15 protein-coding genes and 2 tRNA genes are annotated in these 16,028 nt (G+C 69.4%); 13 read left to right on the forward strand and 4 right to left on the reverse strand.

The features are described from left to right. Positions 1 to 56 precede the first annotated feature (56 nt). On the reverse strand, positions 57 to 2,600 hold the full coding sequence (gene pepN, locus AXZ95_RS09385; RefSeq protein WP_018190780.1) for an aminopeptidase N: 2,544 nt from the start codon (positions 2,598 to 2,600) through the stop codon (positions 57 to 59). 100 nt (positions 2,601 to 2,700) lie between these two features. On the opposite strand from pepN, the gene AXZ95_RS09390 reads away from it, so the two are divergent. From AXZ95_RS09390 to AXZ95_RS09405, 4 genes are read left to right on the forward strand one after another with little or no spacing between them, the layout of a single operon-like run. Continuing rightward, positions 2,701 to 3,189, forward strand: coding sequence for a ribose-5-phosphate isomerase (locus AXZ95_RS09390; protein WP_018190781.1), 489 nt, complete (start codon positions 2,701 to 2,703; stop codon positions 3,187 to 3,189). Continuing rightward, a complete protein-coding gene (locus AXZ95_RS09395; protein WP_018190782.1) occupies positions 3,189 to 4,175 on the forward strand; it encodes a DNA glycosylase in 987 nt (328 codons plus the stop codon). Before AXZ95_RS09390 ends, AXZ95_RS09395 begins: the two co-directional genes overlap by 1 nt. Before the next feature lie 9 nt (positions 4,176 to 4,184). Next, the gene (locus AXZ95_RS09400; RefSeq protein ID WP_018190783.1) at positions 4,185 to 4,823 is read left to right on the forward strand and encodes an FMN-binding negative transcriptional regulator; all 639 of its coding nucleotides are present in this window, start codon (positions 4,185 to 4,187) and stop codon (positions 4,821 to 4,823) included. After that, a complete protein-coding gene (locus AXZ95_RS09405; RefSeq protein ID WP_018190784.1) occupies positions 4,820 to 6,301 on the forward strand; it encodes an amidohydrolase family protein in 1,482 nt (493 codons plus the stop codon). Before AXZ95_RS09400 ends, AXZ95_RS09405 begins: the two co-directional genes overlap by 4 nt. Positions 6,302 to 6,495: 194 nt before the next feature. Here the strand turns inward: AXZ95_RS09405 and AXZ95_RS09410 are convergent, their stop codons facing one another. Next, positions 6,496 to 6,978: a DNA starvation/stationary phase protection protein gene (locus AXZ95_RS09410; RefSeq protein WP_018190785.1), complete on the reverse strand. Its 483-nt coding sequence runs from the start codon at positions 6,976 to 6,978 to the stop codon at positions 6,496 to 6,498. A gap of 177 nt (positions 6,979 to 7,155) precedes the next feature. Between AXZ95_RS09410 and AXZ95_RS09415 the strand changes: the two genes are divergently transcribed. The 4 genes from AXZ95_RS09415 (at position 7,156) to AXZ95_RS09430 (ending at position 11,115) form a co-directional block, all read left to right on the forward strand. Then, on the forward strand, positions 7,156 to 8,724 hold the full coding sequence (locus AXZ95_RS09415; RefSeq protein ID WP_018190786.1) for a multicopper oxidase domain-containing protein: 1,569 nt from the start codon (positions 7,156 to 7,158) through the stop codon (positions 8,722 to 8,724). Continuing rightward, a complete protein-coding gene (locus AXZ95_RS09420; RefSeq protein WP_231374398.1) occupies positions 8,714 to 10,114 on the forward strand; it encodes a sensor domain-containing protein in 1,401 nt (466 codons plus the stop codon). Before AXZ95_RS09415 ends, AXZ95_RS09420 begins: the two co-directional genes overlap by 11 nt. 112 nt (positions 10,115 to 10,226) lie before the next feature. Then, positions 10,227 to 10,886 carry a response regulator transcription factor gene (locus tag AXZ95_RS09425; RefSeq protein ID WP_018190788.1) on the forward strand — a complete coding sequence of 220 codons (660 nt, stop codon included), beginning with the start codon at positions 10,227 to 10,229 and terminating at the stop codon, positions 10,884 to 10,886. A gap of 16 nt (positions 10,887 to 10,902) precedes the next feature. Continuing rightward, positions 10,903 to 11,115 carry an Rv0909 family putative TA system antitoxin gene (locus AXZ95_RS09430; RefSeq protein WP_018190789.1) on the forward strand — a complete coding sequence of 71 codons (213 nt, stop codon included), beginning with the start codon at positions 10,903 to 10,905 and terminating at the stop codon, positions 11,113 to 11,115. Between the two features lie 3 nt (positions 11,116 to 11,118). On the opposite strand, the gene AXZ95_RS09435 is transcribed toward AXZ95_RS09430, so the two are convergent. After that, positions 11,119 to 11,787, reverse strand: a complete 669-nt coding sequence (locus AXZ95_RS09435; protein WP_043742280.1) for a hypothetical protein — start codon at positions 11,785 to 11,787, stop codon at positions 11,119 to 11,121. Positions 11,788 to 12,271: 484 nt separating this feature from the next. After that, positions 12,272 to 12,345: transfer RNA gene (locus AXZ95_RS09440), tRNA-Gly, on the reverse strand. 122 nt (positions 12,346 to 12,467) lie between these two features. On the opposite strand from AXZ95_RS09440, the gene AXZ95_RS09445 reads away from it, so the two are divergent. The 5 genes from AXZ95_RS09445 to AXZ95_RS09465 all read left to right on the forward strand — a co-directional run bounded on the left by AXZ95_RS09445 (position 12,468) and on the right by AXZ95_RS09465 (position 15,994). After that, positions 12,468 to 12,542: transfer RNA gene (locus AXZ95_RS09445), tRNA-Pro, on the forward strand. Positions 12,543 to 12,602: 60 nt separating this feature from the next. Further along, positions 12,603 to 14,018, forward strand: a complete 1,416-nt coding sequence (gene tig, locus AXZ95_RS09450) for a trigger factor (RefSeq protein WP_018190791.1) — start codon at positions 12,603 to 12,605, stop codon at positions 14,016 to 14,018. 84 nt (positions 14,019 to 14,102) lie between these two features. Continuing rightward, positions 14,103 to 14,588, forward strand: a complete 486-nt coding sequence (locus AXZ95_RS09455; RefSeq protein WP_018190792.1) for a tetratricopeptide repeat protein — start codon at positions 14,103 to 14,105, stop codon at positions 14,586 to 14,588. A 113-nt stretch (positions 14,589 to 14,701) separates the two neighbouring features. Then, complete coding sequence (locus AXZ95_RS09460) at positions 14,702 to 15,295, forward strand: ATP-dependent Clp protease proteolytic subunit (RefSeq protein ID WP_026307152.1); 594 nt, start codon at positions 14,702 to 14,704, stop codon at positions 15,293 to 15,295. Between the two features lie 30 nt (positions 15,296 to 15,325). Next, positions 15,326 to 15,994: an ATP-dependent Clp protease proteolytic subunit gene (locus AXZ95_RS09465; protein ID WP_018190794.1), complete on the forward strand. Its 669-nt coding sequence runs from the start codon at positions 15,326 to 15,328 to the stop codon at positions 15,992 to 15,994. The last annotated feature ends 34 nt before the right edge of the window (positions 15,995 to 16,028 follow it).

A 16,028-nucleotide genomic window follows, 5' to 3' on the forward strand; every position in this document is an offset into this window, starting at 1 on the left:
CGAGGGGCCCCACCGCGGTGAGGCCCCTCGTTCCGTCCTTCGTCAGTGCGCGCCCGTTACTGCGCGTCCCGCTTCTGAGCGGCGAGCGCTCGCTCGACACCCGCGAGGTTCTCCACCACCATGCGGCGCAGCGCAGCCGGCTCCGGGTTGGCGTCGAGCCAGGCGCGGGTGGCGTCGCGCAGAGCCTCGTTCGCCAGCGGTGCCGGGTACATGCCCTCGACCAGGTACTCCGCGATCTTGTACGTGCGCGAGGTCCAGATCTGCTGCAGCGCGGCGAAGTACGGCTCGACGAACTGGGCGAGCACGCTCTTGTCCTTCGCCCGCTGGAAGCCGATGCCGGTGTACCGGACGATCGTGTTGGGCAGGCTGTCCGAGCCGAACACCGAGTCCCACGCCGCCTGCTTGCCCTCCAGCGTCGGGATGCTGGCCCGGGCCTGCGCCGCGAACTGGCCGCCGTTCGCGGTGTTGTCGGCGGCGAGGGCCGCGTCGATCTCGGCGTTGCCGGCCGCGCCGCCCGCCACGAGAGCGATGAGCAGCTCCCACGACAGGTCGGTGTCGATCGTCAGGCCCTCGAGCGTCACGGAGCCGTCGCGCAGCGCCGCGACCGTCTCCAGCTGCTCGTCGGTCGAGGCGAGCGCCGCGAAGAACTTCACGAACTGGAACTGCGCGTCACTGCCGGCCTCTGCGCCCTTCGCCAGCTCCCACAGCGCGGACGCCGCATCTTGAGCCGTCTGCTTCTGGCGCTCGGGCGCGACGTACGCAGACGCCGCGAGCACCAGCTGGTTGAGCGTGGTGCGGATGGTCGTCGACTCGGTCTCGGACGCGATGTTGCCGAGCACCAGGCGCACGTAGTCGCTCGCGCTCGTCTCGGCGTCGCGGGTCGCATCCCACACCGCACCCCAGACGAGCGAGCGGGCGAGCGGGCTCTCGATTTCGGAGAGGTGCTCGATGGCGACCTTGAGCGACTCCTCGTCGAGGCGGATCTTCGCGTAGGCGAGGTCGTCGTCGTTGATGAGCACGAGGTCGGGGCGGCGGGTGCCGACGAGGTCGGCGACCTCGGTGCGCTCTCCGTCGACGTCCAGCTCGAAGCGATCGTCGCGCACGAGCTTGCCGTTGTCGAGGTTGTACAGGCCGATCGCAAGGCGGTGCGGACGGATCGTCGGGTAATCGGCGGCCGCCGACTGCAGAACGGCGAAGGAGGTGATGGTGCCGTCCGCATCCACCGTCAGCTCCGGGCGGAGGGTGTTGACGCCGGCGGTCTCAAGCCACTTCTTCGACCAGTCGGTGAGGTCGCGGCCGCTCGTGGCCTCCAGCTCGACCAGGAGGTCCTTGAGCTCCGTGTTGCCGTGCGCGTGCTTCTTGAAGTACTGCGCGACACCGGCAAGGAAGTCGTCCTGGCCGACCCACGCCACCAGCTGCTTCAGGACGGAGGCGCCCTTCGCGTAGGTGATGCCGTCGAAGTTGACCTGCACGTCCTCCAGGTCGTTGATCGTCGCGACGATCGGGTGCGTCGAGGGAAGCTGGTCCTGGCGGTACGCCCAGCTCTTCTCCATGGCGGCGAAGGTCGTCCACGCCTCGGTCCACTCGGTGGCTTCGGCGGTCGCGAGGGTGGAGGCGTACTCGGCGAACGACTCGTTCAGCCAGAGGTCGTTCCACCACTTCATGGTCACCAGGTCGCCGAACCACATGTGCGCCAGCTCGTGGAGGATGGTGACGACCCGGCGCTCCTTGATGGCGTCGGTGACCTTCGAGCGGAAGACGTACGTCTCGGTGAAGGTGACGGCTCCGGCGTTCTCCATCGCGCCCGCGTTGAACTCGGGCACGAAGAGCTGGTCGTACTTCTCGAAGGGGTACGCGTAGTCGAAGCGCTCCTCGTAGAAGGCGAAGCCCTCGCGGGTCTTGTCGAAGATGTAGTCGGCGTCGAGGTACTCGGCGAGGCTCTTGCGCGTGTAGACGCCGAGAGGGATGGTGCGGCCGTCGCGGCTGGTCAGCTCGCTGTGCACCGACTCGTACGGGCCGGCGATCAGCGCGGTGATGTAGGAGGAGATGACCGGGGTGGGAGCGAACGACCAGACCTTCTTGCCGTCGCCCGCATCCTGCGGCTCGGGGGTGGGGGAGTTGCTCACGACGGCCCAATGCGCCGGGGCGGTGACCGTGAACGTGAACTGCGCCTTCAGATCCGGCTGCTCGAACACGGCGAACATGCGCCGCGAGTCCGGCACCTCGAACTGGCTGTAGAGGTAGACCTCGCCGTCGACCGGGTCGACGAAGCGGTGCAGGCCCTCACCGGTGTTGGTGTAGATCGCGTCGGCGACCACGGTCAGCTCGTTCTCCTCCTGGAGGCCGTCGAGCTGGATGCGCACCCCGTCGCTCACGGTCGCCGGGTCGAGCTCCGCACCGTTCAGCGTCACGCTGTGGACCGTCCGCGTGATCGCGTCGATGAAGGTCGACGCACCCGCGGTGGCCGAGAACCGCACCGTGGTGGTGCTGAGGAAGGTCTCCGGACCGGTCGTCAGGTCGAGGCTGACGTCGTAGCTGTGGGTGCGGACGAGCGACGCGCGCTCCTGTGCTTCGATGCGGGTGAGGTTTTCTCCGGGCAACGCTGACTCCTTCGAGGGGATCGGACGGGTGGATCGTGTCCACCCGTCCACCTTAGCCACCGGTTCCGACGCCGTCGGTGGCCGTCCCTAGACTGTGGATATGCGCATCCACATCGCCACCGATCACGCCGGACTCGACTTCAGCAGGCACCTGCAGGAGCATCTGACCGCTGCCGGTCACGAGGTGATCGACCACGGACCGGTCGAGTACGACCCCATCGACGACTACCCGGCGTTCTGCATCAACGCCGCCGCCGCCGTGGTGCGCGACCAGCAGGCCGGTGTCGAAGCGCTCGGCGTCGTCTTCGGCGGCTCCGGCAACGGCGAGCAGATCGCCGCCAACAAGGTCCGCGGCGCCCGGGCCGCCCTGGTCTGGAGCGAGTCCACCGCGCTGCTCGCCCGCCAGCACAACGACGCCAATGTCATCGCGATCGGCGCCCGTCAGCACACCGTCGAAGAGGCCACCGGCTTCATCGACGCCTTCATCGCCGAGCCCTTCTCGTTCGAGGAGCGCCACGTCCGCCGCATCGCCCAGCTGGCGGAGTACGAGGCGACCGGCGACATCGCGGGCAAGCACGTGGACCGCTGATGCCCGAGGGTCACTCCGTCCATCGCATCGCCCGGCAGTTCGCGGTCAACTTCGTCGGTCACCGGGTCTCCGTCTCGTCGCCGCAGGGGCGGTTCGCCGCGGATGCGACACGCATCGACGGCCACGTGATGACCGACGCCAAGGCGGTCGGCAAGCAGATGTTCCTCGAGTTCGACAACGGTCTCTGGCTGCGCGTCCACCTCGGCCTGTACGGCGCGTGGGACTTCGCGGGCGACATCAGCATCGACCCGACGATCGCGAGTGCGAACGGCCGGATGGGCCAGACGAACCAGCGCGGCACCGACCTGGAGCCCGTGCTGGACAGCGCGGGCGAGAACTCCCTCCACTCCATCGGCGCGCCCCGGCGCACGCGGCTGCGCATGGCCGAGTCCGAGAAGGTGGAGGCTGAGATCACGTCCTTCCCGCCCGAGCCGATCGGCCAGGTGCGTGTGCGGCTGCTGACCGACACCGCGGTCGCCGACCTGCGCGGGCCGACGGCCTGCGAGGTGCTCGATCCGGCGCAGGTGGATGCGGTGATCGCGAAGCTGGGGCCCGATCCCCAGGTCGACGACAGCCAGGAGGCGGAGGACCGTTTCGTCTCGATCGTTCGCCGCAAGCCGACCGCGATCGCGCTGTTGCTGATGGACCAGAGCGTCGTCAGCGGCATCGGCAACGTCTACCGCGCCGAGCTGCTGTTCCGCGCCAGGCAGAACCCGCACACGCCGGGCAAGCAGGTTCCGGAGGAGACGGTGCGGGCGCTGTGGCGCGACTGGGTGCATCTGCTCCGCATCGGCGTCGAGACCGGCCAGATGATGACGATGGACGACCTCGATGAGCAGTCCTACCGCAAGGCGATGGCGAACCGCGACGACCGTCACTGGGTCTACAAGCGCGAGGGACTGCCGTGCCGGGTCTGCGGCACGAACATCGTCATGGAGGAGCTGGGCGGCCGCAAGCTGTACTGGTGCCCGGTGGACCAGGCGTAGGAGGACCCCGTGCGACAGAATCCGAGCTTCACCCTGACCGACCCGGCCGAGCTGAAACGGCTCGTGCGCGAGAACCCGTGGGCCACGTTCGTGAGCAACACGTCCGCCGGGCTGGTCGCCTCCCACTATCCGGTGATCCTCGACGAGTCGCGGGAAGAGCTGACGCTGCTCAGCCATGTCGGCCGTCCGGACGAGCAGCTGCACGAACTGGGAGAGCATGAGCTGCTCGTGATCGTGCAGGGTCCGCACGGTTATATCTCGTCCGGCTGGTACGACGAGAAACCCGCGGTGCCGACCTGGAACTTCATCGCCGCTCACTTCTCGGGCGTTCCCGAGCTTCTCGGCGACGAGGAGAACCTCGACGTGCTGGCCCGGCTGGTGGATCACTTCGAGGACGAGCTGCCGGAGCCGCGCCGCATGCGCGGCACGCTGGAGGATGCGGCCTACGCCGAGCGCATCGTCTCGGGCACGGTCGGCCTTCGGCTGACGCCCACGCGCGTTGTCGCAAAGCAGAAGATGAGCCAGAACCGCCCGGACCACATCGTCGACGCGATCATGGACGAGCTCGGCGGCGACGGCCCGTACGCCAGCGCCGGCCTGCTGCGCGAGATGCGTCTCGTGCACGACCGGCGCCGCGCCGCACGATGACGCTGCTGCTCGCCGGCGCACGGCTTCCCGGGCGCGACGGACTGGTGGATGTGGTGCTCGACGGCGATCGGATCGCCTCGGTCGAGCCGACCGGGTCGACGGGCGGCCGTGCGGCGGGGGAGCGCATCCCACTCGACGGTCGCTGGCTCGTGCCGGGTCTATGGGATCAGCACGTGCACTTCACGCAGTGGGCGCAGACCGCCCGCCGCTTGGATGTGTCCCGGGCGGGGTCGGCCGCCGAGGCCGCCGGGCTGGTCCGGGAGCGCGCGTCGGCGGCGGGCGGAGCGTCGGCGACGGATGCGGCGGACGACGTGCTCGTCGGCTTCGGCTTCCACGACGCGCTCTGGCCGGACGTGCCGACGCGCGAGCTGCTCGATGCCGCCGCGGGCGACCGTCCGGTCGTGCTGATCGCCGGCGACCTGCACTGCTCCTGGCTGAACTCGGCCGCGGCCGCGCGGTTCGCGCCCGGCACATTGGATGCTGTGCTCCGGGAAGACGCGAGTTTCGCCGTGACCAGCCTCCTCACCGCCGCCGATGACGCGACGCTCGACCGCTGGGCGGCCGACGCAGCACGGGTCGCCGCGACGCGGGGCGTGGTCGGCATCGTCGACCTGGAGTACGGCTGGAACCTCGACGTCTGGCGGCGGCGCATCGCGGGCGGCGCATCCGGCTCCTCCGATCTTCGTGTCGAGTTCGGCATCTACGGGGAGCACCTGGAGCGCGCCGCCGAGCTCGGCCTGCGCACCGGCGACGTCGTGGACGACACGGCCGGCCTGCTCACGGTCGGCCCGTTCAAGGTGATCTCCGACGGCTCGCTGAACACTCGTACGGCGCTGTGCTCGCACGCCTATCCCGACGGCGGCCACGGCGTGGCGAACGTGAGTCCGGACGAACTGGTCGAGCGGATGCGGTTCGCGGTCGGACACGGCCTGGTGCCCGCCGTCCACGCCATCGGCGACGAGGCGAACCGTCGCGCGCTGGACGCCTTCGAGACCGTCGGCTCGGGCGGCAGGATCGAGCATGCCCAGCTGATCGATGCCACCGACATCCCGCGCTTCGCGCGCCTCGACGTGACCGCGAGTGTGCAGCCCGAGCACGCCATGGACGACCGGGACGTCGCCGACCACCTCTGGCCCGGGCGCACCGACCGTGCGTTCCCCCTCGCCGACCTGCACGCCGCCGGCGCCCGCCTCGCCTTCGGCTCCGACGCGCCGGTCGCGCCCCTCGACCCCTGGGCGGCGATCGCCTCGGCCGTCGGCCGCTCCCGTGACGGTCGCGCCCCGTGGCATCCCGAGCAGTCGATCCCGGCGGAGGTTGCGCTGCGCGCATCCACTCGTTCTACGATTACGCCGGGTCAGCCGGCCGACCTCGCGGTGCTCGACCGCGACCCCCTCACAGCGCCGCCCGACGGCCTCCGCACCATGCCGGTCGCCGCCACCTTCGTCGCCGGCCGCGTCACCCACGACACCCTCCGCTGACCGCCCCGCCCTCGCGCCTCTCGCGGCTCGGCAGGGGCACGATTTGCGCCAAATCTCGGTTTTGGCGCCGCCATTACGACGATTTGGTGCAAATCTCGCGCCGCGCGAGCCGACGCAGACCGCCGGCTACGCCTGAACGACGAAGGGACCGCCCGCATCCGCGGACGGCCCCTCGCGCCGAGAAACGGCAGTCGCTACTCGCTGACGTGCGCGAACAGGAACCAGCGGTCCTTGTCGAGCCCGCGGGCGATCTCGATCGCGACGTCCTGGCTGGTCTGGTCGAGCTCCGCGAGCTCGCGCACCGCGGTGTTCACCCCGGCGAGGGCCGCGTCGAGCTGCGCGATGACCTCGGCGATGGTCTCGTTGGAGGGGCGGAAGCCGGCGGTGAGCTCGCCGGTGGTGGTCTTGGCGGCGACGGTGCCGAGGCGGGCGTCGACCGGGAGGCCGAGGGCGACGATGCGCTCCGCGGCGAGGTCGGCCCACTCCTGGGCGTGGTCGACGATCGTGTCGAGCAGCTCGTGCACGCCGATGAAGTTGGCCCCGCGCACGTGCCAGTGCGCCTGCTTGCCGTTGACCACGATGGCGGTCAGGTCGATGACGACGGGGGTGAGGAACTGGGCGACCCCGGCGGCGACGTCCGGGTTCGAGACACTCTGGGTTGCGGCGATGTCCGTCATGATTGGCGTCCTTTCTTCTGCCTGCGATAACGCTACTCAGGCCCGCGAATTCCGCAACGAAGCGAAGGCTGCGCTTAGTTAGCCTGCCCTCTCATCCACGCGTCTCGGGTTAACCCCCGTACGGGTTCGGCGGCGCCCGGGATGGGGTGCTGAGCCGCGTGCGACGAGGCTCGAACCATGACATCCACACCGCCGCCGAGGCTCCGCCGCCCGCGAGCATCCCTCATCGCGCTCGGCCTGACGGTCGCCCTGGCGGTGACCTCGGCCGCGACGCTCGCCGCGTGCAGCGGGCTCGGCGCGGGAACCATCGACACCGCCGGAAAGGTCGACTTCGACACGCGACTGCCCGTCCCGGCCCTCGCCGTCCCGACCGTGGAGGCCGACGGCACCAAGACCTTCGAGCTCGACGCCCGCGCCGGTACGACCGAGTTCCTTCCCGGCACGAAGACGACCACGTGGGGCTTCGACGGCTCCTACCTCGGCCCCACCCTGGTCGCCGACCGCGGCGACGAGGTGCGCGTACGCGTCACCAACCACCTCACCGAGGAGACCAGCGTGCACTGGCACGGGATGCACCTCCCGGCCCGGATGGACGGCGGCCCGCACCAGATGGTGTCACCGGGCGAAGTGTGGGAGCCGCACTGGCGTATCGACCAGCCCGCCGCGACCCTCTGGTACCACCCGCACCTGCACGGGCGGACCGAACAGCACGTCCAGCTCGGGATGGCGGGGATGTTCCTCGTCCGCGACCCGCAGGAGGCGGCGCTCGCCCTCCCGCGCACGTACGGGGTCGACGACCTGCCGGTGATCGTGCAGGACAAGCGTTTCGGCTCCGACGGGCAGTTCACCGACTCCACCTCGGGGTTCATCGGCCCGATCGGCGACACCCTGGTCGTGAACGGGGCCATCGGGCCGTACGCCGAGGTGACCACCGATCGCGTCCGTCTGCGTCTGCTCAACGCCTCCGCCGCGCGCACCTACGATTTCGGCTTCTCCGACCGGCGGACCGTGCAGCTCATCGCGACCGACGGCGGACTCCTCCCGGCCCCGGTGGCTCTCGACCACATCCGGCTCCCTCCGGGCGAGCGGGCCGAGATCGTCGTCGCCGTGCAGCCGGGGGAGCGCGCCGTACTGCGGTCGTTCCCACCGGACCTGGGGCTGGACGGTCCGCTGCCGGGCATGAATGCGGGCACCGACACCCTCGACGTGCTGCAGCTCCGCGCCGCCGCGTCCCTCGAGCACCGCCCCGACGTGCCGGCCGCCCTGGCGCCTGCCGAGCCGCTGCCGAAACCGCAGGTCACACGGACCTTCCGTCTCGACGGCCACGAGATCAACGGCCGGAAGATGGAGTCCGGTCGCATCGACGAGACCGTCACCGTCGACACGGCGGAGGAGTGGGTCGTCACCAACACGATGGATCTGCCGCACAGCTTCCACGTCCACGACGTCCAGTTCCGCATCGCGTCGATCGGCGGCGCACCGCCGCCGCCCGAGCTCGCCGGCTGGAAGGACACCGTCTACCTGCCTCCGCAGACCGAGTTCCGGTTGCTGCTGCAGTTCGCCGACTACACCGACCCCGACGCGCCGTACATGTACCACTGCCACCTCCTCGCCCACGAGGACGCCGGGATGATGGGCCAGTTCGTCGTGGTCCGCCCCGGCGAGCACGCGGGCGTCGTTCCGGAAGACACCACCGCTCCGCATGGCGGAAGCGGCCCACGAAAGGACACCAGTCATGACCACTGAAACGGACACCGGGCAGCCCGGCGCCGCCCGACCTTCTGCCACGCTGGATGCTGTGACGCCATCCCAGCCCCACCCCGCCCGCGCGAACTACGGCTCGCTGTGGCGCGGTGTGCCGCGCGAGCTCGGCTTCCTGCTTTTGACGATGCCGATCGCGATCGTCGGCCTGTCGGTGCTGATGTCGTTGTTCTGGACCGGCGTCGGCACCATCGTGATCTACGTCGGCTTCTTCGTCATCGTCGCCGCCTTCTACACCGCTCGCGGGTTCGGCTTGGTCGAACTGACGCGACTGGACTGGGCGGGCCGGCCCTCCATCCCGCGTCCGGTCTGGGAGAAGCCGGGCACCCCGCGCACGTTCCTCCGCTCCGTGTTCGGGCCGTTCGCGAACGGCCACTACTGGCTGTACCTGCTGCACGGGATGCTCATCAACCCGATCGTCAGCATCGTCTCGTGGACGCTGACCATCGTCTGGGCCTCGGTCGCGCTGGGCGGGTTGACCGGGTGGATCTGGGAGCCGTTCATCCCGCAGGGCGACCGCGACTTCTTCCTCTCCCAGACGGTGGTGGATGCGGTGTTCCGCACCACGTCGACGTTCGACCCGACCGTGGGCGACCGCATCCTGTACCTGATCGCCGGCGTGCTGTTCGCCGCGACCCTGCCGTTCGTGACGCGCGGTCTGACGCTGCTGCACGAGGCGGTAGCGCGCGGCCTGCTCGGGCGGTGGCCGTCGGAGGAGTTGCAGCAGGAGGTGGCCGACCTGTCCGCCTCGCGCGGTGCGGCCGTCGCTGCGGAGGATCAGGCGCTGCGCCGGCTGGAGCGCGACCTGCACGACGGTCCGCAGCAGCGTCTCATCCGGCTGCAGATGGACATCGCCGCCGCCGAGCGCAAGCTCGCCGACGACCCGGAGGCCGCCGCGACGCTGCTCGCCGAGGCGCGGCAGCAGGCGGGCGACACCCTGGAGGAGCTGCGGGCCCTGTCGCGGGGTTTCGCCCCGCCGATCCTGCAGGACCGCGGCCTGGTCGCCGCCGCCGAGTCTCTCGCCGCGCGCAGCCCCATCCCGGTCACGGTGGAGTCGTCGCTGCAGCCGGGGGAGCGCTTCAGCCCCGAGATCGAGCGGAACGCCTACTACGTGCTCGCGGAGCTCGCCGCGAACCTGGCCAAGCACTCCGGCGCGCAGGCCGGCCGCCTCTTCCTGGAGCGGTCGGTGGATGCGTCGGGCGCCGCCTGGCTGACCGTCTGGCTGACCGACAACGGCCGCGGGGGAGCCTCCCTCGTCGAGGGTCACGGCCTGCGCGGACTAGAGGAGCGCGTGCGCGGTCTGCGCGGCGAGCTCGTGGTCGACAGCCCCGAGGGCGGCCCCACCCGCATCGGTGCGCGCATCCCGCTCGCCTGAGCCGCGGGCCGTGCCCGGCCCATCCAGTTGACGCAACACGCCGTCCGCCAGCCTGGCGCGACGGCGTGTCGCGTCAACCCGGTGCCTCGGGCCCGCGCTCTAGGCTGGGTGGGTGCCGAGCGAATCCGTCCCCCTGCGTGTCGTCGTCGCGGACGACTCCGTCCTGCTGCGCGAGGGCCTCATCCGGCTGTTCGACGAGGCGGGCTTCGACACCGTGGGCGCGTTCGGCGACGCGGACACGCTGCTGGAGGCGGTGCCCGACCTGATGCCGGATGTCGCGGTGCTCGACGTGCGCATGCCGCCGACTTTCCGCGACGAGGGCGTGCGGGCTGCGCTGCGCATCCGCCGCGAGCATCCGTCGATCGCCGTCCTGCTGCTGTCGCAATACGTCGAGGGCACGTACGCGCAGGAGCTGCTCGCCGGCGGCGAAGGCGGCACCGGCTACCTCCTGAAGGACCGCATCGCCTCCCTGGACGAGCTGCGGGATGCGGTCACCCGGGTCGCTGCGGGCGGCACGGTGCTCGACCCGCAGGTGGTCCGCGAGCTGCTGACCCGGCGGACCGACCCGCTGGAGCGCCTGACCCCGCGCGAGCGCGAAGTGCTGGAGTTGATGGCCGAGGGACGCACGAACGCGGCGATCGCCGCGCGCATGGTCGTCGGCGTCGGTGCGGTGGAGAAGAACGTCACCTCCATCTTCCAGAAGCTGGGCCTGGAGGACTCCGGCGACGACCACCGCCGGGTGCTGGCGGTACTGGCCTTCCTGCAGCGCTGAGGTGTTGGATGGCCGCATGGCTGGATTCGACGACATCACCAAGAAGGCGCAGGAGTTCCTGAACGACCCGAAGGTCAAGGACGCGCTCAACTCCGAACAGGCGGAAGACGTCAGCGACAAGCTCCTCGACGGCGTCGCCGGCGCCGCGAAGAAGGTCACGGGCGGCAAGTTCGACGACAAGATCGAGGGCGCGCGAGACGAGGCCGACAAGCACGTCGGCAACGAATAGCGGTCACGCGGTCGGTCGGATGGGCTGAAGCGACCTGATCGCGCGCCGGTAGATCGAGTAGCCCCACCGCATCGCCAGCGCCACCGAGGAGAGTGCGACGACGACGCCCACGACGATGGCGACTACCGGCGGCCCACCGAACGCCGCCGTCGCCCCGCCTGCCAGCAGGCCGAGCACGATCGACTCCACGACCGCGATGAGCATCATGGAGCTGCCGAATACCGAGCTCCCGCCGCGCTCGTAGAAGAAGTGGTAGGTCGTCCGGATGCCGGCCTCGTCGTCGTTCGCGGACGCGTACAGGTACCGGTCGAGTCCCGGATCGAGTTCCAGGTACGCCGCCCGCAGCCGGTTCATCGCGACCACGTACATCATGTCCTCGTCGGACGTGTTGAAGACGCGCACCATCGTGATCAGCCCCAACAGCGCGAGCACGAGCAGCACCCCGAGCGCCGCCAGCCCGAACCATCCCCGGAACCCGCTCGCCTGCCCGATGAACCCGAGCGTCACCAGCCCCGCCGACACGAGCGTCAAGAAAATCGCGATCCGCGTCAGCACCTCGCTCTGCGTCGTACTGCGCGACGCCAGCAGGCTCCAGTGCTCTGTCGCGAGCAGCTGCGCGCGCAGGCTGCGCTGCGCGTCCGTGAGCCCGTCAGGAGGGTCCGGTGCGGTCATGCCGACATTGTGCTGCGTCGGAGCGCTGGTTGGCACCAGCGACGAGGGCTGCAAGCGCAGCAGCTCGCGCACCGGCATCCACTTGCTTGGCCGCTTTCAGCGATGAAGGCGCGGGTTCACGCCCCGCGACTCAGGTCGCCGTCACACGCCTGCCAGAGCGGCGATCATGGAGGCGACGATGACGAGGAACCCGACTGCGAACATGATCCAACCGAGGACGAATAGGCGATGGAAGATCTTGCGATTGCGAGCTGCACGAGGGTGCGAAGGATCCGCAAAGAGCCTGAGAAGTATCGACTGGCTGATTCCAGCGTATGGCTCGCGGTGCGTCGTTGAGGAAGCGACCTCAGCCGCGGAGTCCGGCTTCGGACTGTTCGACGTAGCGTCAGCCTAAAGGGAGGCGTGTCCCGCTGTGCTGCGGAAGCTCCCGGCTACCGTCATCGCCGAGGCTCGGCTCGAACGAATCCGGTCAGGGGGCCATCTGTGGAGGGGATGACGGGAATCGAACCCGCGTAATCAGTTTGGAAGACTGAGGCTCTACCATTGAGCTACATCCCCGGCGCCGCAGGTGCGGCACGGTGGCCGCCCGATCTGTGCGGCGGCCGACGACCATCGTAGTACACGCGCGGGGGAGCACGCGTGCAGTAGACTTGCCCACGGTCTTTCGCACCGCTTCAAGCCGGGGCGTAGCTCAGCTTGGCTAGAGCGCCCGCTTTGGGAGCGGGAGGTCGCAGGTTCGAATCCTGTCGCCCCGACGAGGACCTCGTTCCTTGCGAGAAGACCATCGTTCGATCATTCAGGAGAACCCAGACATCGTGAAGACCACGGTCGAGAAGCTCAGCCCCACCCGGACCAAGCTCACCATCTCGGTGACGCCGGAGGAGCTGCAGCCTTCCATCAAGCACGCGTACGAGCACATCGCCGAGCAGGTGACCATCCCCGGTTTCCGCAAGGGCAAGGTGCCGCCGCCCATCATCGACCAGCGGGTCGGCAAGGCCGCCGTCCTGGAGCACGCGGTCAACGAGGGTCTCGACGGGTTCTACCGTCAGGCGATCGAGGAGAACGACGTGCGTCCCCTCGGCCGCCCGGAGGCCGACATCACCGAGTGGCCGAACGAGTCCGACTTCTCGGGCGACCTGCTCCTCACCATCGAGGTGGATGTGCGCCCCGAGGTGAAGCTGCCCGACTTCGACGACATCACCATCACGGTCGACGCGGCCGAAGTGGGCGTGGATGACGTGGAGGAGGAGCTGGACCGGCTCCGCAGCCGCTTCGGCACCCTCGTCACGGTCGACCGTCCCGCCAAGACCGGTGACTTCGCCCAGATCGACCTGGTCGCCGTGATCGGCGGCGAGGAGGTCGACACCGCCGCGAACATCTCGTACGAGATCGGCTCCGGCGAGCTCATCGACGGCATCGACGAGGCCCTCGACACGCTCACCGCCGGCGAGACCACCACGTTCGAGGCGCCGCTCATGGGCGGCGACCACGAGGGTGAGAACGCGCAGATCACCGTCACGCTGAACGCCGTCAAGGAGCGCGAGCTCCCCGAGGCCGACGACGACTTCGCCCAGATCGCCTCCGAGTTCGACACCATCGGCGAGCTGCGCCAGAGCCTGCGCACGCAGGTCGAGCGCGCCAAGGTGTTCGGCCAGGGCACGGCCGCCCGCGACCAGCTGGTCGACAAGCTCCTCGAGCTGGTCGAGATCCCGGTCCCGGAGCAGCTGGTCGAGGACGAGGTCCACCGCCACCTGGAGCAGGAGAACCGCCTCGAGGACGACGTTCACCGCGCCGAGGTGAAGGAGTCCAGCGAGAAGACCTTCAAGACGCAGATCCTCCTCGACGAGGTCGCGCAGGAGAACGACGTCAAGGTCAGCCAGGACGAGCTCACCCAGTACCTCGTGCAGGGTGCCGCCCAGTACGGCATGGACCCGAACGAGTTCGTGAAGATCCTCAGCGAGAACGGCCAGATCCCGTCGATGGTCGGCGAGGTCGCCCGCAACAAGGCGCTCGCGATCATCCTCGGCAAGGTGAAGGTCGTCGACACCGACGGCAAGCCGGTCGACCTGGCCGAGTTCACCGCCATCGCCGACGGCGACGACACCGACGCTGCGGACGAGGCTCCCGCCGCCGACGAGTCCGCCACAGAGGAGGCCGCTGCCGAGGAGGCCCCCGCCGCCGAGGAGAAGCCGAAGAAGCGCTCCACCAAGAAGAAGGCCGACGACAAGTAGGCCTCATTCATCTAGTTGACACGACACGCCGTCTCGTACTGTTGCGAGACGGCGTGTTGTGTCATGTGGACGAAGGAGAGCGGGATGGACGACTGGCGACAGCGAGTGGATGCGGTCTGGGCCGACGCGGACGACACGCGCGAGCAGGCCACCCTCGACGCGATCGACGCCCTCGTCGCCGAACGCCCCGCGAACGACCCGGAGGCGCTGTTCGAAGCGGCCAGCGGCCGTGACTTCGCCGGCCGCGAAGCCGACGCCGAGCCCTTCTACCGCGCAGCGCTGGCACACGGTCTGGCCGAGCCGTACCGCGGGCAGGCGATCGTGCAGCTGGCGAGCACCCTCCGCAACCTCGACCGTCCGGCCGAAGCACTCAGTCTGCTGCGCGACTTCCTCGGCGCGGAGCCCGAACATCCCCTCGCCGACGCGGCCCGCGCGTTCGCCGCGCTGTGCCTCTTCGACGACGGGATGCGTGCCGACGCGCTCCGCGAGGCGCTCGGTGCACTCGCCCCGCACCTGCCGCGGTACGGCCGCGCGGTGACCGCCTACGCGGCCGCCCTCGACGACGACTGACCCCCGCATCCACTCCGCGGCGCGCTGCTCTCTCTGCCGAGGGCGAACAGCGCCGAAATGCGCTCGGCGCTCCGATAGATTCGACACCAAGCGACAAAGGAAACGGAGCGAACATGGCCGATATGGGTATCCAGCCCAGTGTTTTCGACAGACTTCTCAAGGACCGGATCATCTGGCTCGGTTCGGAGGTCCGGGACGAGAACGCGAACGAGATCGCCGCGAAGCTGCTGCTCCTGGCCGCGGAGGACCCCAAGCGGGACATCTACCTCTACATCAACTCCCCGGGTGGCTCGATCACCGCGGGCATGGCCATCTACGACACGATGCAGTTCGTCCCGAACGACATCGTCACCGTCGGAATCGGAATGGCCGCGTCGATGGGGCAGCTGCTCCTCACCGCAGGCACCAAGGGCAAGCGCTACATCACCCCGAACGCCCGCGTTCTGCTGCACCAGCCGCACGGCGGCTTCGGCGGAACGGCGAGCGACATCCAGACCCAGGCTCAGCTCATCATCGACATGAAGAACCGCCTCGCGCAGATCACCGCGGAGGCCACGGGCAAGTCGGTCGAGCAGATCAACGCCGACGGCGACCGCGACCGCTGGTTCACCGCCCAGGAGGCGCTGGAGTACGGCTTCGTCGACCACATCCGGGAGTCGGCCCTCGACGTCTCGGGCGGCGGCGGGACCGAGCCGGAGTCCAAGTAGCAGGCCGCTGAAAAGGATAAGGACAACAGAATGAACACCCCCATGCTCGGCGGTCAGGCCTTCAGCGGCGTTCAGGCGCCCGGCGCCCGCTACATCCTCCCCAGCTTCGAGGAGCGAACGGCGTACGGCTACAAGCGTCAGGACCCGTACGCGAAGCTCTTCGAGGACCGCATCATCTTCCTCGGTGTGCAGGTGGACGACGCGTCCGCCGACGACATCATGGCCCAGCTCCTCGTGCTCGAGAGCCAGGACCCGGACCGTGACATCGTCATGTACATCAACTCGCCCGGTGGCTCGTTCACCGCGATGACGGCGATCTACGACACGATGCAGTACATCCGCCCGCAGATCCAGACCGTCGTGCTCGGCCAGGCCGCCTCGGCCGCCGCCGTGCTGACGGCCGCCGGCACCCCCGGCAAGCGCCTGGCGCTGCCGAACGCCCGCATCCTCATCCACCAGCCCGCCGTCGGCGAGGCCGGTCAGGGGCAGGCGTCCGACATCGAGATCCAGGCCAACGAGATCATGCGCATGCGCACCTGGCTGGAGGAGACGCTCTCGAAGCACTCCAACCGCTCGGTGGAGCAGGTCAACAAGGACATCGACCGCGACAAGATCCTGTCGGCGGCCGAGGCCCTCGAGTACGGCCTGATCGACCAGGTGCTCACCAGTCGCAAGTCGCTTCCGGCGCTGGTCAAGTAACCAGCCGCACCCGCAACGGGGTGGTCGTCCGCAC

The sequence above is a fragment of the Leifsonia sp. 115AMFTsu3.1 genome (assembly GCF_004362795.1).
Lineage (GTDB): Bacteria > Actinomycetota > Actinomycetes > Actinomycetales > Microbacteriaceae > Leifsonia.